Annotated in this window: 15 protein-coding genes; 4 read left to right on the top strand and 11 right to left on the bottom strand. The window is 50.7% G+C overall.

The window, feature by feature from the left end; translation table 11 throughout:
* Positions 1-23: 23 nt before the first annotated feature.
* The 3 genes from HMPREF1536_RS25120 (at position 24) to HMPREF1536_RS25110 (ending at position 4,471) form a co-directional block, all read left to right on the top strand.
* Entirely contained in the window at positions 24-1,442 is a 1,419-nt protein-coding gene (locus HMPREF1536_RS25120; RefSeq protein WP_028727998.1) for a sulfatase, read from the top strand.
* Positions 1,443-1,447: 5 nt separating this feature from the next.
* Positions 1,448-2,965, top strand: a complete 1,518-nt coding sequence (locus HMPREF1536_RS25115) for a sulfatase family protein (RefSeq protein ID WP_028727999.1) — start codon at positions 1,448-1,450, stop codon at positions 2,963-2,965.
* Positions 2,966-3,064: 99 nt separating this feature from the next.
* Positions 3,065-4,471 carry a Gfo/Idh/MocA family protein gene (locus HMPREF1536_RS25110; RefSeq protein WP_028728000.1) on the top strand — a complete coding sequence of 469 codons (1,407 nt, stop codon included), beginning with the start codon at positions 3,065-3,067 and terminating at the stop codon, positions 4,469-4,471.
* Between the two features lie 65 nt (positions 4,472-4,536).
* Here HMPREF1536_RS25110 and HMPREF1536_RS25105 read toward each other — a convergent pair whose 3' ends face one another.
* The 10 genes from HMPREF1536_RS25105 to dapF form a co-directional block, all read right to left on the bottom strand.
* Positions 4,537-6,465 (bottom strand): NAD(+) synthase, encoded by a 1,929-nt coding sequence (locus tag HMPREF1536_RS25105; protein WP_028728001.1) that lies wholly within the window; start codon positions 6,463-6,465, stop codon positions 4,537-4,539.
* Positions 6,466-6,478: 13 nt separating this feature from the next.
* Complete coding sequence (locus tag HMPREF1536_RS25100; RefSeq protein WP_028728002.1) at positions 6,479-6,802, bottom strand: type II toxin-antitoxin system RelE/ParE family toxin; 324 nt, start codon at positions 6,800-6,802, stop codon at positions 6,479-6,481.
* Entirely contained in the window at positions 6,790-7,050 is a 261-nt protein-coding gene (locus HMPREF1536_RS25095; RefSeq protein WP_028728003.1) for a hypothetical protein, read from the bottom strand. The genes HMPREF1536_RS25100 and HMPREF1536_RS25095 overlap by 13 nt, the downstream gene beginning before the upstream one ends.
* Before the next feature lie 191 nt (positions 7,051-7,241).
* Positions 7,242-9,428 (bottom strand): glutamine synthetase III family protein, encoded by a 2,187-nt coding sequence (locus tag HMPREF1536_RS25090; RefSeq protein WP_028728005.1) that lies wholly within the window; start codon positions 9,426-9,428, stop codon positions 7,242-7,244.
* Positions 9,429-9,463: 35 nt separating this feature from the next.
* Positions 9,464-10,498, bottom strand: a complete 1,035-nt coding sequence (asnA, locus tag HMPREF1536_RS25085; RefSeq protein ID WP_028728006.1) for an aspartate--ammonia ligase — start codon at positions 10,496-10,498, stop codon at positions 9,464-9,466.
* A gap of 198 nt (positions 10,499-10,696) precedes the next feature.
* Complete coding sequence (locus HMPREF1536_RS25080; RefSeq protein WP_046151822.1) at positions 10,697-11,965, bottom strand: ammonium transporter; 1,269 nt, start codon at positions 11,963-11,965, stop codon at positions 10,697-10,699.
* A gap of 46 nt (positions 11,966-12,011) precedes the next feature.
* Positions 12,012-12,368, bottom strand: coding sequence for a P-II family nitrogen regulator (locus HMPREF1536_RS25075; RefSeq protein WP_028728007.1), 357 nt, complete (start codon positions 12,366-12,368; stop codon positions 12,012-12,014).
* A gap of 149 nt (positions 12,369-12,517) precedes the next feature.
* On the bottom strand, positions 12,518-13,243 hold the full coding sequence (locus HMPREF1536_RS25070) for a TorF family putative porin (protein WP_044192281.1): 726 nt from the start codon (positions 13,241-13,243) through the stop codon (positions 12,518-12,520).
* Between the two features lie 75 nt (positions 13,244-13,318).
* Positions 13,319-14,545 (bottom strand): LL-diaminopimelate aminotransferase, encoded by a 1,227-nt coding sequence (locus HMPREF1536_RS25065; protein ID WP_028728009.1) that lies wholly within the window; start codon positions 14,543-14,545, stop codon positions 13,319-13,321.
* 62 nt (positions 14,546-14,607) lie between these two features.
* Positions 14,608-15,420 (bottom strand): diaminopimelate epimerase, encoded by an 813-nt coding sequence (dapF, locus tag HMPREF1536_RS25060; RefSeq protein WP_028728010.1) that lies wholly within the window; start codon positions 15,418-15,420, stop codon positions 14,608-14,610.
* Positions 15,421-15,763: 343 nt separating this feature from the next.
* Between dapF and HMPREF1536_RS25055 the strand changes: the two genes are divergently transcribed.
* Positions 15,764-16,102 carry a cupin domain-containing protein gene (locus HMPREF1536_RS25055; protein WP_028728011.1) on the top strand — a complete coding sequence of 113 codons (339 nt, stop codon included), beginning with the start codon at positions 15,764-15,766 and terminating at the stop codon, positions 16,100-16,102.
* Positions 16,103-16,243: 141 nt separating this feature from the next.
* On the opposite strand, the gene asnB is transcribed toward HMPREF1536_RS25055, so the two are convergent.
* Entirely contained in the window at positions 16,244-17,908 is a 1,665-nt protein-coding gene (asnB, locus tag HMPREF1536_RS25050; protein WP_028728012.1) for an asparagine synthase B, read from the bottom strand.
* Positions 17,909-17,915: the final 7 nt, after the last annotated feature.

Genomic DNA, 17,915 nt, shown 5'->3' with positions numbered 1-17,915 from the left:
CCTGCTTATATTTTATAATTCCTATGAATAACAAGAAATTACTGGTGGCTTGGGGAGTATTATGTGCGGTAAACAGCAGTATGGCCGTAACAAAAAAAACTCAGGTACAGCCGAACATTATTTTAATCAATATCGACGACCTGGGATGGGCCGATGTCGGATATAACGGAAGTACATATTATGAAACTCCTCATATTGACAGGCTCCATAAAATGGGCGTCAGCTTTCAGAATGCCTATGCCGGAGCAGCCAATAGTGCTCCCAGCCGGGCTTGCCTGATGACCGGGCTGAATACTCCCCGCCATGGCGTCTACACCGTTGCTCCTGCCGAACGCGGCAAAGCGGAAGACCGCAAACTTATTCCTTGCGAAAATAAAAAGGCGCTGGACGATTCGGCCTGGCTTTTACCACAGGCTCTACGTGCTGCCGGATATCAGACCTGCCATGTGGGAAAATGGCATATCACCGCCGACCCTTTGAAGAACGGGATGGAGGTAAATATCGCAGGCTATGAGGCCGGACACCCGAAAAGTTATTTTTCTCCTTACAAGAATCCGAACCTGACGGATGGGCCTGAGGGCGAATACCTGATGGACAGGCTTGCGTCGGAAGTGGTTCAGTATATAGATACGGTCAACCGTGAACGACCTTTTTTTCTCTATTATGCTACCTATGCGGTTCATACGCCTTTGCAGGCTAAATCGGAATTGATAGAGAAATATAAACGGAAAAACGCGACGGAAGCGCACAACAATCCGGTTTATGCGGCGATGGTCGAGAATATGGATGCCGGTATCGGGCGTGTGCTCGATGCGGTCGAAAAGAACGGCTTGTCGGAAAATACACTGATCGTTTTTACTTCGGATAACGGAGGTGTCTACCATATTTCGCGCCAATGGCCGTTGCGGGCTGGGAAAGGCTCTTTTTATGAAGGAGGGATTCGCGAGCCGTTCATTATCTATATGAAAGGGGCATACGAAGGAGGAATAACCCGTACGGAGCCGGTTTCGCAACTGGATTTGTACCCGACCCTGGTTCATCTGGCAGGAGCCGACCCGGTAATAACCCCTGATGGCGAAGATTTGTTGCCTTTGCTGAATGAGGGAAAAACAGACTATCTGAATGACCGGACGCTTTACTGGCATTTCCCGGCTTATCTGGAAACGGGACCCGGTTTGAATGAAGCTCGTGACCCTCTATTCCGGTCCCGTCCGGTTTCCGTTATCCTCCAAAAAGGATGGAAGTTAATCGAAAACTATGAAGATGGCGCTTTGGAATTGTATGACCTGAATCGTGACCCTTCTGAAAAACAGGATGTTTCCGGTAAGTATCCGGATAAGACAGCCCAATTGTATGACCGACTGAATGCCTGGAAGAAGGAGACAAATGCTCCTGTTCCGGATCGTTTGAACCCATTGTATAAACCTGAAAGCAAGAAATAATCCGTATGAAAGTAAAAAGAATTAATTTGAACTGCCTGATTGCTGGATTGATTTTTCCTGCATCAGCTGTTGCACAACAACCCAACATCGTAATTATTGTAGCCGACGACCTGGGTTATGGCGATCTGAGTTGTTATGGAGCCACTTCCATCCAAACCCCAGGTATGGACAGGATAGCCAATGAAGGATTGCGTTTTACGCAAGGGTATTGCACGGCGGCCACTTCCACGCCCAGCCGCTATTCGCTTCTCACCGGCCTGTATCCCTGGACGAACCGGGATGCCAAGATCCTTCCGGGCAATGCGGCATTGATCATCGACACCCAGCAAATCACTTTACCGAAGGTGATGAAGCAGGCCGGCTACGTGACCGGTTCGGTCGGTAAATGGCATTTGGGATTGGGTGATGGGGCGGTAGACTGGAACAAAACGGTTTATCCCGGTGCGAAGGAAGTGGGTTACGATTATTCTTTTATCCAGGCGGCCACCAACGACCGTGTACCCTGTATCTTTATCGAAAATGGCCGGGGAGTCGGGCTCGAACCGGATGATCCGTTATATGTGAGCTATAAGGAGAACTTTCCTGGCGAACCGACCGGAAAGGATAATCCCGAACTATTGCGTATGCATCCCAGCGTGGGGCATGCCGGAGCAATCGTAAACGGGGTACCGCGTATCGGATTCCAAAAGGGAGGAAAAGCGGCCCAATGGAAAGACGAGGATATGGCTGAGTTGTTCCTTGAAAAGGCCAAAGGTTTTGTCAGGGATCATAAGGATAAACCTTTCTTCCTTTATTACGGATTGCATCAGCCGCATGTGCCCCGTGTGCCGAACCAGAAGTTTGTGGGCAAGTCGGGGATGGGCCCTCGTGGCGATGTTATTCTGGAAGCAGACTGGTGTGTGACCGAATTCCTGAAAGAATTGGATAAACAGGGGCTAACTGAAAATACGCTGATTATATTCACCAGTGATAATGGCCCTGTCCTGGATGACGGTTATCAGGATCAGGCGGTTGAACTGGTTGGCGATCATAAGATGGCTGGCCCTTTGCGAGGTGGCAAGACCAGCTTGTATGACGGAGGGACAAGTATTCCTTTCCTGTTGCGTTGGCCGGCGGCGGTTAAACCGGGGGTGTCGGATGCGCTGGTTTGTCAGATGGATTTATTGGCTTCGTTGGCCGCACTGACCGGACAGACCTACTCCGATAAAACGGATAGCCAGAATACATTACCCGTATTTCTGGGGAAAAGCGACCAGGGACGTAGGGAGCTGGTGATAGAAGGCTACTTTAATTATGCGCTCCGTCAGGGAGATTGGGTGATGATCCCGCCTTATCCGGATTACTCCGGTGATCCGGAAGAAGCTGATTTTTGCGGGTTAAGTAACTGCTATCAGTTATATAACGTAAAAGAAGATATCGGACAAAGGCATAATCTGGCGGAGAAGGAACCCAGGCGTCTCCGTCAGATGATGATGACTTTTGAGAAGCTCAAAAGAGAGACTGGTAAAATAACGAATTATTAACGGGAAATTTAGATTAATTCTTTTTGGCTAAACCATATTGAGAAGTTGATTAATTATTTATAAATTTGCCCACTTAACATAAAATACTAAATAGAGAACATGGAAAACACTCGTCGTTCCTTTCTTAAGAAAATGACCGCCGCCGGAGTTGGTGCGGCTGGACTGGCTATGGCAGGCAATGCCTCTGCTACTACCGTGACAGGTTCATCTGAACCTCAGAAGAAAAAAACAGCCGGAAAAGATGACGGCAAATTGCGTTTCGGTTTTATCGGAACCGGTTCACGTTGTCATGAACACATCAACAATGTGCTGGCTATCCCTGGAAATAAGATTGTTGCCATCTGCGACATCCAGCAGGGCCCGATCGATCGTACGTTGAAACACATCGCTAAGTTTAACGTGGATGCGCCTAAAGTGTACAAAGGTGGCGAACGTGAATTTGAGAAGATGTTGAATAACGAAGAATTCGATTGTGTGATCATCGCCAGCCCGTGGGAATGGCACGTTCCGATGTCGGTTGCGGCTATGAAAGCCGGTGTTCCTTATGTGGGCGTGGAAGTTTCTGCGGCCAATACAATTGAAGAATGCTGGGATCTGGTGAACGTATCGGAAGCTACGGGTAGCCATCTGAACATCATGGAAAATGTTTGCTATCGTCGCGATTGCATGGCGGCATTGAACATGGTTCGCGAAGGTTTGTTCGGCGAATTGCTACACGGTGGTTGCGGTTACGAACACGACTTGCGTGAAGTGAAGTTCAACGATGGAAAGAATTATAACTATGTACCCGGAAGCGGTGACCTGCGTATGGGCCCGACGGCTTTTGCCGAAGCTCAATGGCGTACACAACATTCCGTAACACGTAACGGTGATATTTACCCGACTCACGGGATCGGCCCGGTTGCCAATTGTATGGACATCAACCGCGGTAACCGTTTCCTTTCTTTGTCGGCTATGGCTACACAATCTCGCGGATTGCATAAGTTCATTGTAGATAACGGTGGCGAAAATCATCCGTTGGCTAAGGTTCGCTTCAACCTGGGTGATATCGTGACTTCTATGATCAAATGTGCGAACGGCCAGACGATTATCGTTACACACGATACAAACTCTCCTCGTCCTTATTCACTGGGCTTCCGTGTTCAGGGAACCGAAGGTTTGTGGATGAACGATGGCGACCATGTGTATGTACAGGGCAAGTCCAAACCTCACCGTTGGGACGACTCTGACGAATGGTTCAAGAAATACGACCACAAACTATGGGCTCAGTTGGATGCCCAGGCAAAAGAAGCCGGTCACGGTGGTATGGACTTTATCATGATGTACGACCTGATCGATGCTATCAAGAACAAGAAACCGGCTCCTATGGATTGCTACGATGCGGCCGCCTGGAGTGCTATCTCCGGTTTGTCTGAAATGTCTATCGCCCGTGGCGGTGCCTTGGTTGACTTCCCCGACTTCACTCGCGGTCAGTGGATTCACCGTAAACCTGCATTCGGTATGTAATCGGTAGATAATCGATAAAATAAGAAGCGGCTATCGGGTTTTCCGGTAGCCGCTTTTGTTTGCTTTTATAATTGTTCTATCTCTTTTAGCCAGAGTGTTGCCATTGCATCGCTCGGCATGCGCCAGTCGCCACGGGGGGAGAGGCTGACGGAGCCTACTTTCGGGCCGTCGGGCAGGCAACTACGTTTGAATTGTTGCTGGAAGAAACGGCGGAAGAAAGTATGGAGCCATTTCTTGATTACTTCCTTCTCGTAGCTATCTCCGAAGGCTTTCTGAGCCAGGTAATATATTTTGGAGGGAGACGCACCGAAACGGAGATAATGATAGAGGAAGAAGTCGTGGAGTTCGTAAGGGCCCACGAGGTCTTCCGTTTTCTGTTTGATATTGCCGTTTTCGTCGGCCGGGATCAGTTCCGGGCTGATGGGAGTGTCTACGATATCCAGCAGGGTGGCGCGGGAGGCTTCGTCCACGCGGTTATGGGCCACCCATTCTACCAGGTATTTAACAAGCGTTTTCGGGATGCTACCGTTTACGCCGTACATCGACATATGGTCGCCATTATAGGTAGCCCACCCTAAGGCCAGTTCCGAAAGGTCGCCGGTACCGATCACCAGGCCGTTTGCCTGATTGGCTACGTCCATCAGGATCTGGGTACGTTCGCGGGCCTGGCTATTTTCGTAGGTTACGTCGTGCACAGACGGGTCGTGGTCGATGTCTTTGAAATGCTGGATGCAGGCATCCTTGATAGAGATCTCTTTCAGGGTGACACCCAATGAACGGATCAGGTCGCAGGCATTGGTGTAGGTGCGGTCGGTCGTTCCGAAGCCCGGCATAGTGATACCGAGTATCTGATGGCGGGGGATACGGAGGGCGTCGAAAGTCATGACGGTAACGAGCAGGGCCAGGGTAGAGTCGAGGCCGCCGGAGATACCGACAACGGCCGTTTTAGAATGGGTATGAACCAACCGTTTAGCCAGCCCGGCTACCTGTATCTGGAAGATTTCTTCGCAACGTTCTTTCAATGCATCACCGGACGGGACAAACGGATGAGGATCGACCGGACGGGTCAATACTTGTTTATCTGAACCTTCGGCCAGGGCAAAGGGGATGCGGGTGGCCCGGCCGGTCGGCAGAACGGAAGTCCCATGCATGAAGCTTGTATTTACCTGGCGGTCGTTCTGCAGGTTCTCGATATCTATTTCGCTGATAGTGAGTTGCTCCTGCATGGTGAAACGGGGAGATTCTTCCAACAGGTTCCCGTTTTCGGCAATGATACCGTTACCGGCAAAGACCAGGTCGGTGCTCGATTCTCCGAACCCGGCCGAAGCATATACATATCCGGCCATACAACGGGCGGATTGTTGGCAGATCAGCGAACGCAGGTAATGATGTTTTCCGATCAGCTCGTTGCTGGCGGAGATATTGACCAGGATATTCGCCCCTTCCATCGCCAGTAGGGAGCTGGGGGGGACAGGAACCCACAAGTCTTCGCATATCTCGATACCAACGGTTGCCTGTCCGGCGGTGAATAGCAGGTGGCTATCCAGCGGATATTCGTTATTCCCTATCCGGATCGTGTTTTCCTGTAGCTCCGTGGCTGAGGTAAACCAGCGTTTCTCCTGAAACTCCTTATAGTTAGGAATATATGTTTTCGGAACAACTCCAAGTATCTTTCCGCTCTGAAAGACGATGGCGGCATTGATCAGCCTGTTTTCCGTAACCAACGGGGCACCGACAATCGTAAGCAGGTTCAGATCGGCGGTGTTGCCGACCAGCGTCAACAAGGCTTGTTCCGCATTCTTCAGTAACGTTTGCTGGGAGAACAAATCCAGGCAGGTATAGGCCGTCACGGACATTTCGGGGAAGGCGATTATCTGTACGTCCTTTTCCGAGGCCTTGCGCATCAGCCCTTCTATCTGCTGAATATTATAAAAACAGTCCGCCACCTGTACGTGGGGGACGGATGCTGCTACTTTTACAAATCCGTAGTTCATATTTGTTTATATTTTATCGAATAGCGTGTTTGAGTTTATCGGGGTCTTGCCGGCAATCGAAGATATTGTTTATACGTATCTTATCTTTTTTGATGTGATAGACGATCTTATAATGACCACTGATCAAATAACGATACTCGTGAGGATCATCGGCTAAAGATGGCTCTATTTGTCCTATGAAAGGCATGTGTATAAGCCGTCTTGCTTCTGCTTGAATAGCTTCAATTATACTTTGGGCAACTCTTAAAGAGACCTCTTTTTTATAGTATAAGGCTATGGCTTTTAATTCTTTTTGGGCAGGTCTGGACCAAATAAGACGATACGCTATTTCCACCATGTTTTTATTTCTTCGGAAAGTTCTTCATCGGTGATATATTCTCCGCGCTCGATTGCCTCTTCAGATTCCCTGATTGCCGCAATCATCTCTTCCTGCGAATGAACTACGCAAGGGCGAGGATTCTCTTTCTTGGGCATAACGCGTTTCACGTATTTCTTGATTTTCTCCAACACTTCCAGATCATCTATCTCGTCCAGATAATCCTCTACGAAGTTCTTTTTCCATTGTTGTAATTCCATTGCCGTCATAACGTAAACTCCTTTCTTATATAATGATGCTTCAAAGGTATGCATTTCTTTGGGAAAATAAAAGAAGGGAAGCCATACTTCTCAGCATGCTTCCCTTGCAACACAAAACAATCAACAAAAAACTATTGTCTGAAGTGAAGAGCCGGGATACGATGGGAGAGATCTCGGCTCTCAGAAAGAGTGTGTGTTTTTTATCGGATAAACAATAATTCGCGGTACTTCGGCAACGTCCACATCTGGTCGTCCACCACCAGTTCCAGCTTGTCGATGTGGTAGCGGATCTCTTCCAACATCGGGACGATGGTGTCGTGGTAGGCGATTGCCTTCTCGCGTTCGCTATCGATCTTGTTGGCCACCTTGCGGGCTTCGACCATTTCGTCTACCTTCTCTTTGATGAAGTTGGTACGGCAGGCGATATCCTCGATGATCTCCAGGTTGCGGGCGGAGAGGACGGAGGCTTTCTCTGCCGGGAAAAGGTCTTTCATCTTGTACACGTTATCGATCAGGGATGTCTGGTAACGGGTAGCCATCGGGATGATATGGTTCATCGCCAGGTCACCCAGCACGCGGGCTTCGATCTGGATCTTCTTGGTGTAGGTTTCCCATTTCACCTCGTTGCGGGCTTCCAGCTCCTTGCGGTTCATGACGCCTGTCGATTCGAACATTCGGATGCTACTCTCCTTCAGGTAGTTGTCGAAGATCAGCGGCACGCTTGTTTCGCAATCCAGGCCACGGCGCAGGGCTTCGGCTTTCCATTCGTCGCTATAGCCGTTGCCGTCGAAGTGGATGGCTTTGCAGGCCTTGATGTCTTTGCGGAGCACTTCGAGGATGGCCGCATATTTCTCTTTACCCCCGGCGATCTTCGCGTCGACTTCGGCTTTGAAGAGCTTCAATTGTTCGGCTACGGCGGCGTTGAGGGCGAGCATGGCGGAGGCACAATTGGCTTCGGAGCCTACGGCGCGGAACTCGAAACGGTTGCCGGTGAAGGCAAAAGGAGAGGTGCGGTTACGGTCGGTGTTATCGATCAGTAGCTCGGGGATGCGGGCGATATCGAGCTTCATTCCCTGCTTGCCGGCCAGCATCAGGTCTTCGGGTTCGCTCTTTTCCAGATGCTCCAATACTTGCGATAGCTGGGTGCCGAGGAAACTGGAGATGATAGCAGGCGGTGCCTCGTTAGCCCCCAGGCGGTGGGCGTTGGTGGCAGAGGAGATACTGGCTTTCAACAACCCGTTATGACGGTAGACGGCCATCAGCACATTGACCACGAAAGTGATGAAACGCAGGTTATCTTCCGGTGTCTTTCCCGGCCCCATCAGGCCGATTCCGGTGTCGGTACCCAGTGACCAGTTGTTATGCTTGCCCGATCCGTTCACCCCTTTGAACGGCTTTTCGTGCAACAACACACGGAACCCATGCTTGCGGGAGATCTTACGCATCAACGCCATAACCAGCAGGTTGTGGTCGTTGGCCAGGTTGCATTCCTCGAAGATAGGAGCCAGCTCGAACTGGTTAGGGGCGACTTCATTGTGGCGGGTTTTCAAAGGAATACCCAGTTTGAGGGATTCTATCTCAAGTTCTTTCATAAATTCCATTACGCGGGTCGGGATGGCACCGAAGTAATGGTCTTCCAGTTGCTGGTTCTTGCTGCTTTCGTGTCCCATCAACGTACGTCCGCTAAGCAACAGGTCGGGACGGGCGGCATACAGACCCTCGTCCACCAGGAAGTATTCCTGTTCCCAGCCCAGGTAAGAATAGACTTTCTTCACATCCGGATTGAAGTAATGACATACATCGACCGCCGCTTTGTTGACGGCTTCCAACGCTTTCAGCAACGGCGCCTTATAGTCGAGCGACTCACCGGTATAAGCGATAAAGATCGTCGGGATGCACAAGGTGTCGCCAACGATAAAGGCCGGCGACGAAGGATCCCAGGCCGAGTAACCGCGGGCTTCGAAGGTGTTGCGGATGCCGCCGTTCGGGAAGCTGGACGCATCCGGTTCCTGTTGTATCAAAAGCTTACCGGCAAACTCTTCCATCATTCCGCCTTTACCGTCGTGTTCCACAAAGGCATCGTGCTTCTCGGCGGTACCTTCGGTCAACGGATGGAACCAGTGGGTGTAGTGGGTGGCTCCCATTTCGATCGCCCATTTCTTCATACCTGCGGCCACCGCATCGGCCGTTTCGCGGTCGAGGGGAGTGCCGTTGTCGATAGAGTCTACCAGTCGGGCGTAGGCCTTCTCCGGAAGATATTTGAACATCTTCTCGCGGTTGAACACGTTCTTGGCGAAATATACCGAAGGACGTTCTGCCGGTTCGGCTACTTCTGCGGCTCTTTTCTTGAAGGCCGACTCTACTACTCTGAATCTTAACTTTGACATAATACCTGATTTTATAGTGATTGTTTATTCGTGGGTTATAAGAGAATAATGTTATGTTGTCTGCAAACCTCCGCCTGTTCGGCAGGCCAGATCGAAGCCTGCACCTCGCCTATATGCGCTTTGCGGAGGAAGAACATGCAGAGACGGCTCTGTCCGATACCGCCGCCGATGGATTGGGGCAGGTGGCCTTCCAGTAGCATCTTATGAAATTCCAGTCCGGCACGTTCGGGGCATCCGCGTTCCTTCAACTGGCGTTGTAGTGCTTCTTTGTCGACACGGATGCCCATCGATGAAAGCTCGAAGGCACATCCCAGCACGTCGTTCCAGAGGATGATGTCGCCATTCAGGCCGTTGAAGCCGTCGGAGTTGACCGTGCTCCAGTCGTCGTAGTCCGGTGCGCGTCCGTCATGCTTCTCGCCGTTGAGCAGTTCGCCGCCGATGCCGATTACAAAGATGGCACCGAACTTCTCGGCGGCTTTGTTTTCGCGTTCACGGGGAGGAGTGCCCGGATACATCTTCTGTAACTCTTCCGAATGGATGAATGTGATGTTGTCCGGCAGGGAAGGAGTGATATGAGGATATTGGATGTAAACCATCTCCTCGATTTCTTTCAGTATCGTATAGATGGAGCGCACGGTGCGCTTCAGGTAATCCAGGTTACGGTCTTCCGGGCGGATGGTCTTTTCCCAGTCCCACTGGTCGACGTACAGGGAGTGGAGGTTGTCGAGATCTTCATCGCCACGGATGGCATTCATATCTGTATAAAGGCCGTAGCCGGCGGGGATGCGGTAAGCGGCCAGCTTCATCCGTTTCCATTTGGCGAGCGAGTGAACCACTTCGGCCTTGCGGTCGCCCATGCAATGGATGGGGAAGGTGACGGGACGTTCCACCCCGTTCAGGTCGTCGTTGATGCCGGTGCCCGAGAGGACAAAGAGCGGTGCCGTTACGCGGCGCAGGTTCAGTGACTTCGACAACTTCTCCTGGAAACTGGACTTTAACAACTGGATCGCCTGTTCCGTTGTCTCCGGGGTAAGCGTCTGCTTGTAGTCTTTTGGAATAATCAGTGACATAGTGTATATAGTTTAAAATGTTGATTGTTCTTGTCGATACGGGAGGAGAGGGAATCCTTACCTTCCCGAGCGAGGTGTTACCTCATCCGGATGGTGTTGATCGCCTCACCGGGATGGTGTAGTTTACACTATCCGGATGGTGTTATCTACACCATACTGGTGAGGTAGTCTGCACCATCCGGGTGGTGCAACACATACCTAACTGTTGTAAGCCGTCTCGCCATGCTCGTAGATGTCGAGTCCTTCTTCCTCTACACGGGCAGGGACGCGGAGGCCATGTACGATATTGAGTCCTTTAAAGACCACGAATCCCATTCCTGCCGCCCAGCATCCTACCACGATGGCTCCAAAAAGTTGTGCCAGCAGGAAGTTTGCGCTACCGGAGTAGAAGAGGCCTTCTTCGGTGGCGAACAATCCGGTCAGTATGGTTCCGAGGAATCCGCAGACTCCGTGTACCGATGAGGCACCGACCGGATCATCTATCTTCATCACATGGTCGATAAAGTCGACGGCAAAGATCATGACCGTTCCGCAGATCGCACCGATCAGGACAGCCCCGACAGGCGACACCAGGTCGCAACCGGCGGTGATGCCGACCAGTCCGGCCAATACCCCGTTGAGGGTCAGCGACAACGACGGTTTCTTATATTTCATCCAGGCAACGATCAGGGAGGAGAATCCGCCTGCGCAAGCAGCCAGGTTGGTGGTCAGGAATACATGCGAGATAGCCAGGCGGTTGCCCTCGCCGGCGGCGGCCAGTTGCGATCCGGGGTTGAAACCAAACCAGCCGAACCAAAGGATAAAGACACCCAGGCAAGCAATGGTCAGGTTATGACCGGGGATGGCACGCGATTTCCTGTCTTTGCCGTATTTGCCGATGCGGGGGCCTATGATGGCGGCGCCTACCAGGGCGACCCATCCGCCGACAGAATGCACGACGGTCGATCCGGCGAAGTCGTGGAAAGTCGTTCCGAAGGTATTCATCATAAAGCTACCCGCTTCACCGTTCATCAGCCAGCCGCCGCCCCATGTCCAGTGACCGCTGACAGGATAGATCAGTACGCTGATCAGCACCGTATAGGCCAGGTACATGGAGAACTTCGTACGTTCCGCCATAGCACCCGAAACGATGGTGGCCGCCGTGGCGCAGAACACGGTCTGGAAGATCAGGAAACCTTCGACAGGCAATTCAGTCTGGTAAAAACTGATGTTGAAGAGATGCGGCATCCCGATAAACCCGCCTGCACCGAACATGACCCCGAAGCCGATCGCCCAGAACAGCAACGAACCGAGCGAGAAGTCGAGCAGGTTCTTCATTAATATGTTGGCGGTGTTCTTGGTGCGGGTGAAGCCGGCTTCCACCAGGGCAAATCCCGGTTGCATGAAGAATACAAGCATGGCTGCCAGCAGCATCCATACGGTGTCGAGCGATAGTGCTAAATCTGTAATAGTATATGTCGTGTCCATAATCGTTTGTATTTGTTTCGTTTGTTATTTTGTCTGGTTCCGTGGGTCATTTCTCCTGTTCGGCATTGTAGAGTGCGATGTCTCCCCGTTCGCCGGTGCGGATGCGGATGGAGTCTTCCACGGGGATGACGAAGATACGTCCGTCGCCGATCTCACCCGTTTGTGCGGCGCTGATGACGGCCTGTATTGTTTTCTCCACGTTCTTGTCGCGCACTACGATGGAGATGAGGATACGTTCTATATAACTGGTGTCGTAAACGACTCCGCGGTAGATGCGTCCCTGCCGGGCTTTGCCGACACCTCTCACGTCGTAGTAAGAGAACCATTCAATGTCTGCTTCGAGAAGCGCTTCTTTCACTTCTTCAAACTTGGTCTTACGAATAATAGCTTCAATCTTTTTCATAACCTTACTGTTTAATAGTTGATAAAAAGGAGTATAGAGCAGCCCGCCATAGTCAGGTGGTTTAGCGGTATAACATTCTATAAAATCGATGTTTGCGGCCGGCTTCCCTATACGATCCTTTTCATGAGATAACCTAAATCATTAATTAATTACTTTATACTTAGTCCGAAAACTAAAAACACATTGTCCTGGTTAGGAGCTACGATCGCTTGGGCAAAGACCGGCAACGAGAACGAGCCTGTTATCTTTATCTCCTTACTGGCCTTGAGGGCGATGGTGCAGAGGGCGAAGCCGTCTTTGCCTTCGCGGTGGTACATTCCTGTCCAGGGGGAGACTCCGATGCTCGGGGTGACATCCACACCCAATACGCTGAAGTCGTAGGCCGCTTCGACGTAGGTGGAGAACCGCCGGTCGCCGTCCGCTTTCTTGTCGCCACCGGCAAACATCGTACTCCAGGTTATTCCCAGGGGAAACGACTCTCCGAATTTGTAGCCGGCAGTTCCTTCAAAGAAGTGGCTGTTCGAATAATCCCCGTAGCGATGTCCTTCGCCTGCCCACCAGTAATCTGTAACTCCTATACTGAATCCGCCGATCCCGTATCCTATTGTGAGGTCGAACTCTTTCCCCTTATCCGGATCGCTTAAGCTGGAAAAATCCGTGGAACCCCACGCCGTGAGAGAGAAGCCGGCATACGATAAGTTGATGCTCGGCTGGACAGATGCCCCTGTCTGGTACACCCCGCGCCATACATAGCTGCTGACAAGGTCGGCAGAAGGCGCGATTTCAAATTGTTTTTCTTCCTGTGCAAAGGTCGCAAAAGACATAAGTAGAGCCGTAGCAGTCAAAGTTGACTGCCTGAAAGTCATTGTTTCCATAATGTTTCTCTTTTTGTTTATAAAAGCCTTTGCCGGTAACGAAGCGGGGTGCGCCTTTCCGCTATGTCGTTATGATCAGAGCCACTTCTTCAGCCTGGCCATAGCTTCCAAAGTATCGTCCCTGTCGCCAAAGGCGGTGAGTCTCAGATAACCTTCGCCACTCGGGCCGAATCCTACGCCCGGTGTCCCAACGATATTTACTTCATACAACAGCTTATCGAAGAATTTCCAGGAGCTGAGGTCTTTAGGTGCTTTTATCCAAAGGTAGGGAGCGTTTTCGCCACCCCACACCTTCAGGCCGCATCCCTGAATGGCTTCTTTCATGATATGAGCGTTGGTCATATAGTAATTGATCGTTGCTTTTACTTGTTCTTTTCCTTCCGGAGAGTAAACCGCTTCGGCACCCCGCTGGGTGATATAGCTGGTTCCGTTGAATTTGGTTGTCTGGCGACGGTTCCATAGCTTATTCAACTGAACCCGTTCGCCCCCCAGGGTGAAGCCGTTAAGCTCTTTGGGGACAACCGTATATCCGCAACGTACTCCGGTGAAACCCGCGGTCTTCGAGAAGCTGCGGAATTCGATGGCTACCTTCTTCGCCCCTTTGATCTCATAGATCGAATGGGGGATGTTCGGATCCTGGATGTAAGCCTCGTAAGCCGAGTCGTACATGATCAGGACGTCGTTAGCCAGTGCATAGTTTACCCATTTCTTCAACTCGTCTTTAGTCAGGGTAGTGCCTGTCGGGTTGTTCGGGTAGCAGAGGTAGAGGATATCTACCCTGCGAGCGGGCAATTCGGGCGTGAAGTTGTTCGCTTCCGTGCAAGGGATATAAACAACATCGCTCCATTTGCCGTCTTCCAGTACTCCGGTACGTCCGCTCATGACGTTGGAGTCTATATATACGGGGTAAACCGGATCGAGTACCCCGATGCTGTTGTCGTGGCGAAGAATATCGCCTATATTACCACAATCGCTTTTGGCACCGTCGCTGACAAATACCTCTCCCGGTTCCAGGAAGACACCGCGGCTGGCATAATCGTTCTTGATGATGGCGTCGATCAGGAAACTGTATCCCTGTTCAGGGCCATAACCGTGGAAGTTGTCCGTGGTTGCCAGGTCATCAACCGCTTTATGCATGGCTTCGATGACGGCAGGAGCCAGGGGCTGTGTTACATCACCGATCCCCATACGGATTATTTTGTCTTTAGGGTGTGTTACTTTGAAACTGTTTACCTTTTTTGCGATGTCGGAAAACAGGTAGCTGTTCTGTAGTTTCAGGAAGTGTTCATTAATCAGTGCCATACTCGTTCTATTGTTTTATGTTGTTGTTGTGTTCAGGGCAGGACAGCCTGCCATTCGTGTTGCTATATTTTAATTGTTCCTTCAAATACGGTGACTGCTTCTCCGGTCATAAAGACCTTTCCGGAACTTTCGTCCCATTGGATGGTAAGCGGGCCACCGTCCATGATTACCTTCGTCTTGCGTTTTGTCTTACCGCTTGTTATGCCTGCCACTGCTGTGGCGCAGGCACCTGTTCCGCAGGCCTGGGTAATGCCCGAGCCCCGTTCCCATACCCGCATCCGGACTTCATCCTCTTTCAATACCTGCACGAACTCTACGTTTGTCCGGTCGGGGAAGAGCGGGTGATGCTCCAGTAGCGGGCCGATGGCCGGTAAGTCGATCTTGTCTATATCATTAACAAAAATAACTAGGTGAGGGTTGCCCATCGATACGCTCGTGCCGGTGTAAGTTTGTCCGCCGGCTTCCAGTTCGAGGGGCGTTCCGTTTATTTCGGGGATTCCCATGTCGACGGTTACTTCGTTGACGCTGCCGTTGGGTGATATCTTCAGTCGGAGCTCTTTGATACCGGATAAAGTTTCCAGGGTAACTGTCTCCTTATCGGTCAGTCCCATCTCGTAAACGTATTTGCCGATACAGCGCGAAGCATTGCCACACATCATGGCTTCCGAGCCGTCAGCGTTGAAGATCCGCATGCTGAAATCGGCTTTTTCCGATGTTCCTATTAAGACTAATCCATCCGACCCGATACCTGTGTGCGGGGCGCTCCACCTGATGGCCAGTTCTTCCGGATTTTCAAGCGGATAAGCCATTGTGTTCACGTATATATAGTCGTTTCCGGCTCCGTGCATCTTTGTGAATGTAATTGGATTTGTCATTTTATTTATTTTACTCCTGTTATTGTTACCTTTTGTTTTATTACTATGCAAATATACGACGTTTTGATATATTATAAATATTAAGTGCGTCTAAATGTACTATAAATATATGTATCGTGATGATTTTGCTCAAAACACCCCTTTCTTTGTGATGAATTGTAATTTAATAACGGTTATATCAGCTATATTGTAAGTTGGCATACGTAGAAACTTGCTGGAATGTCGTTCAAACTACACTTGTTAAAACATTTCCGGATATTCTTTTGTTCATCGGGGGCTTTACGGTAGGTTATCTGCATTTTATCTTTACTTTTGTGGTATAACTAAAAGAAGTAGAATAGACATGGAACAGGAAAGTGCAAATTTTCAGTTTGAAAACGGGATCGAATGGGAGGATCTCGGCGGAGGCGTACGACGTCAGATCATGGGATACAACGACGATATAATGATGGTAAAGGTTCGGTTTGAGACGGGAGGTGTCGGTGCACCGCATACACATCCTCATTCACAGGTTACTTATGTGGCTAGCGGTATCTTCAAATTCACGACGGACGGGGAGACTCAGATTGTAAGGGCCGGAGATGGCGTTTACATGAAGCCGGGTGTTCTGCATGGTTGCGAGTGCCTGGAAGCAGGCGTTGTGATCGATACGTTTACTCCGCTCAGGAAAGATTTTCTGTAACTATCAAAATGTATCCGGTAGATAGATATCCGGTGACATAAAGTAAAAAATACATCCGAAGGGAAATTGGATTTCTTTCGGATGTATTTCTGTTTTCAATCGGGAGGAATGATTATTTGCTTCCGGTTTGTGTGGAGCGGATCAATAAGCAGCTTCATGTACCCCTTTGATGGAGCGGCCGCTCGGTTCGTTCATATTTCTGAAGGCGGCGTCCCAGGCTAGGGCTTCGGGAGTGGAGCAGGCTACGCTCGGTACCGAGGGAACGCTTCGAGCGGCACTTTCGCTGGGGAAGTGCTCTTCAAAGATCGTACGGTAATAATATTCTTCCTTGTTCTGCGGCGTGTTGATCGGGAAACGATCGGCAGCATGGGACATTTCTTCGTCGGTAATCAGCTCGGAAGTGATCTTTTTCAATGTGTCGATCCAGCTGTAGCCTACACCGTCGGAGAATTGTTCTTTCTGACGCCAGACGATTTCTTCCGGCAGCATATCGGCAAAGGCTTCGCGGAGGATCTTCTTCTCGATCGTCTTGCCCGGACACATTTTGGCAGACGGGTTCAGTCGCATAGCCACGTCGAGGAACTCCTTGTCGAGGAAGGGGACACGGCCTTCCACTCCCCAGGCGCACAGGCTTTTGTTGGCCCGCAGGCAATCGTATAGGTAGAGCTTGCTGATCTTGCGCAAGGTCTCTTCATGGAATGTACGGGCGTCGGGTGCTTTGTGGAAGTAAAGATAACCGCCGAAAATCTCGTCGGCTCCTTCTCCGCTTAGCACCATTTTTATCCCCATGCTTTTGATGACGCGGGAGATCAGGTACATCGGGGTGGAGGCGCGTACGGTCGTCACATCGTAAGTCTCGATATAATAGATTACGTCGCGGATGGCGTCCAGGCCTTCCTGCACGGTATAGTTGATCTCATGGTGCACGGTTCCGATCGCGTCGGCTACTTTTTGGGCGGCGATCAGGTCGGGAGCCCCTTTCAACCCGATGGCGAATGAGTGGAGTTGCGGCCACCAAGCATCGGATTTACCGCCGGTTTCGATACGCTTGGCTGCATATTTCTTGGCGATAGCGGAGGTGATGGACGAATCCAGGCCGCCGGAAAGCAGTACGCCATAGGGAACGTCACTCATCAGTTGACGTTGCACGGCTGCTTCGAGGGCTTCGCGAAGTTCTGCGACGCTGGCCGGGTTGTCCTTTACGTTTTCGTAATTCATCCAGTCGCGGACATACCATTTCGTGAGGTCGGTATCTTTACTGTAGAAATAGTGGCCGGGCTTGAATTGGTTGTAGATGGTGGCGAAGCCTTCCAGGCCTTTCAACTCGGAGGAGACGAGGAGATGCCCATGGTCGTCATACCCCATATATAAAGGGATGACGCCGATTGCATCGCGGGCAATCAGGTAAGTATCGTTTTCTTCATCGTAAAGGGCGAAGGCGAAGATGCCGCTTAATTTTTCTACGCAACCGGTACCGTATTTGCGGTAGAGGGCGAGGATGACTTCACAATCGGAGCCGGTCATGAAGTCGTATTCACCTTTCAGCTCCTCGCGGATTTCACGGTGGTTGTAGATTTCACCGTTTACAGTCAGGATCAGTTTACCGTCCTTACTTTTCAGTGGTTGGCCGCCGGAAGCCGGGTCGACGATGGAGAGACGCTCGTGGGCAAGGATGGCGGATTTGCCTTGGTAGATCCCGCTCCAATCCGGGCCCCGGTGACGGATACGTTTACTCATTTCTAACGCTTGTCTGCGAAGTTCGTTTGCATCGCTGCGGATGTTGAAGATTGCTGTAATGCCACACATGATCTGT

Origin of the sequence: Parabacteroides gordonii MS-1 = DSM 23371 (genome assembly GCF_000969825.1) — a bacterium.
GTDB lineage: Bacteria > Bacteroidota > Bacteroidia > Bacteroidales > Tannerellaceae > Parabacteroides > Parabacteroides gordonii.
This window is presented reverse-complemented; position numbering and strand designations above follow the sequence as displayed.

Coding starts and splice junctions, on each gene's coding strand:
- HMPREF1536_RS25120 (WP_028727998.1), top strand. CDS start 24: ATGAATAACAAGAAATTACTGGTGGCTTGGGGAGTATTATGTGCGGTA.
- HMPREF1536_RS25115 (WP_028727999.1), top strand. CDS start 1,448: ATGAAAGTAAAAAGAATTAATTTGAACTGCCTGATTGCTGGATTGATT.
- HMPREF1536_RS25110 (WP_028728000.1), top strand. CDS start 3,065: ATGGAAAACACTCGTCGTTCCTTTCTTAAGAAAATGACCGCCGCCGGA.
- HMPREF1536_RS25105 (WP_028728001.1), bottom strand. CDS start 6,465: ATGAACTACGGATTTGTAAAAGTAGCAGCATCCGTCCCCCACGTACAG.
- HMPREF1536_RS25100 (WP_028728002.1), bottom strand. CDS start 6,802: ATGGTGGAAATAGCGTATCGTCTTATTTGGTCCAGACCTGCCCAAAAA.
- HMPREF1536_RS25095 (WP_028728003.1), bottom strand. CDS start 7,050: ATGACGGCAATGGAATTACAACAATGGAAAAAGAACTTCGTAGAGGAT.
- HMPREF1536_RS25090 (WP_028728005.1), bottom strand. CDS start 9,428: ATGTCAAAGTTAAGATTCAGAGTAGTAGAGTCGGCCTTCAAGAAAAGA.
- asnA (WP_028728006.1), bottom strand. CDS start 10,498: ATGTCACTGATTATTCCAAAAGACTACAAGCAGACGCTTACCCCGGAG.
- HMPREF1536_RS25080 (WP_046151822.1), bottom strand. CDS start 11,965: ATGGACACGACATATACTATTACAGATTTAGCACTATCGCTCGACACC.
- HMPREF1536_RS25075 (WP_028728007.1), bottom strand. CDS start 12,368: ATGAAAAAGATTGAAGCTATTATTCGTAAGACCAAGTTTGAAGAAGTG.
- HMPREF1536_RS25070 (WP_044192281.1), bottom strand. CDS start 13,243: ATGGAAACAATGACTTTCAGGCAGTCAACTTTGACTGCTACGGCTCTA.
- HMPREF1536_RS25065 (WP_028728009.1), bottom strand. CDS start 14,545: ATGGCACTGATTAATGAACACTTCCTGAAACTACAGAACAGCTACCTG.
- dapF (WP_028728010.1), bottom strand. CDS start 15,420: ATGACAAATCCAATTACATTCACAAAGATGCACGGAGCCGGAAACGAC.
- HMPREF1536_RS25055 (WP_028728011.1), top strand. CDS start 15,764: ATGGAACAGGAAAGTGCAAATTTTCAGTTTGAAAACGGGATCGAATGG.
- asnB (WP_028728012.1), bottom strand. CDS start 17,908: ATGTGTGGCATTACAGCAATCTTCAACATCCGCAGCGATGCAAACGAA.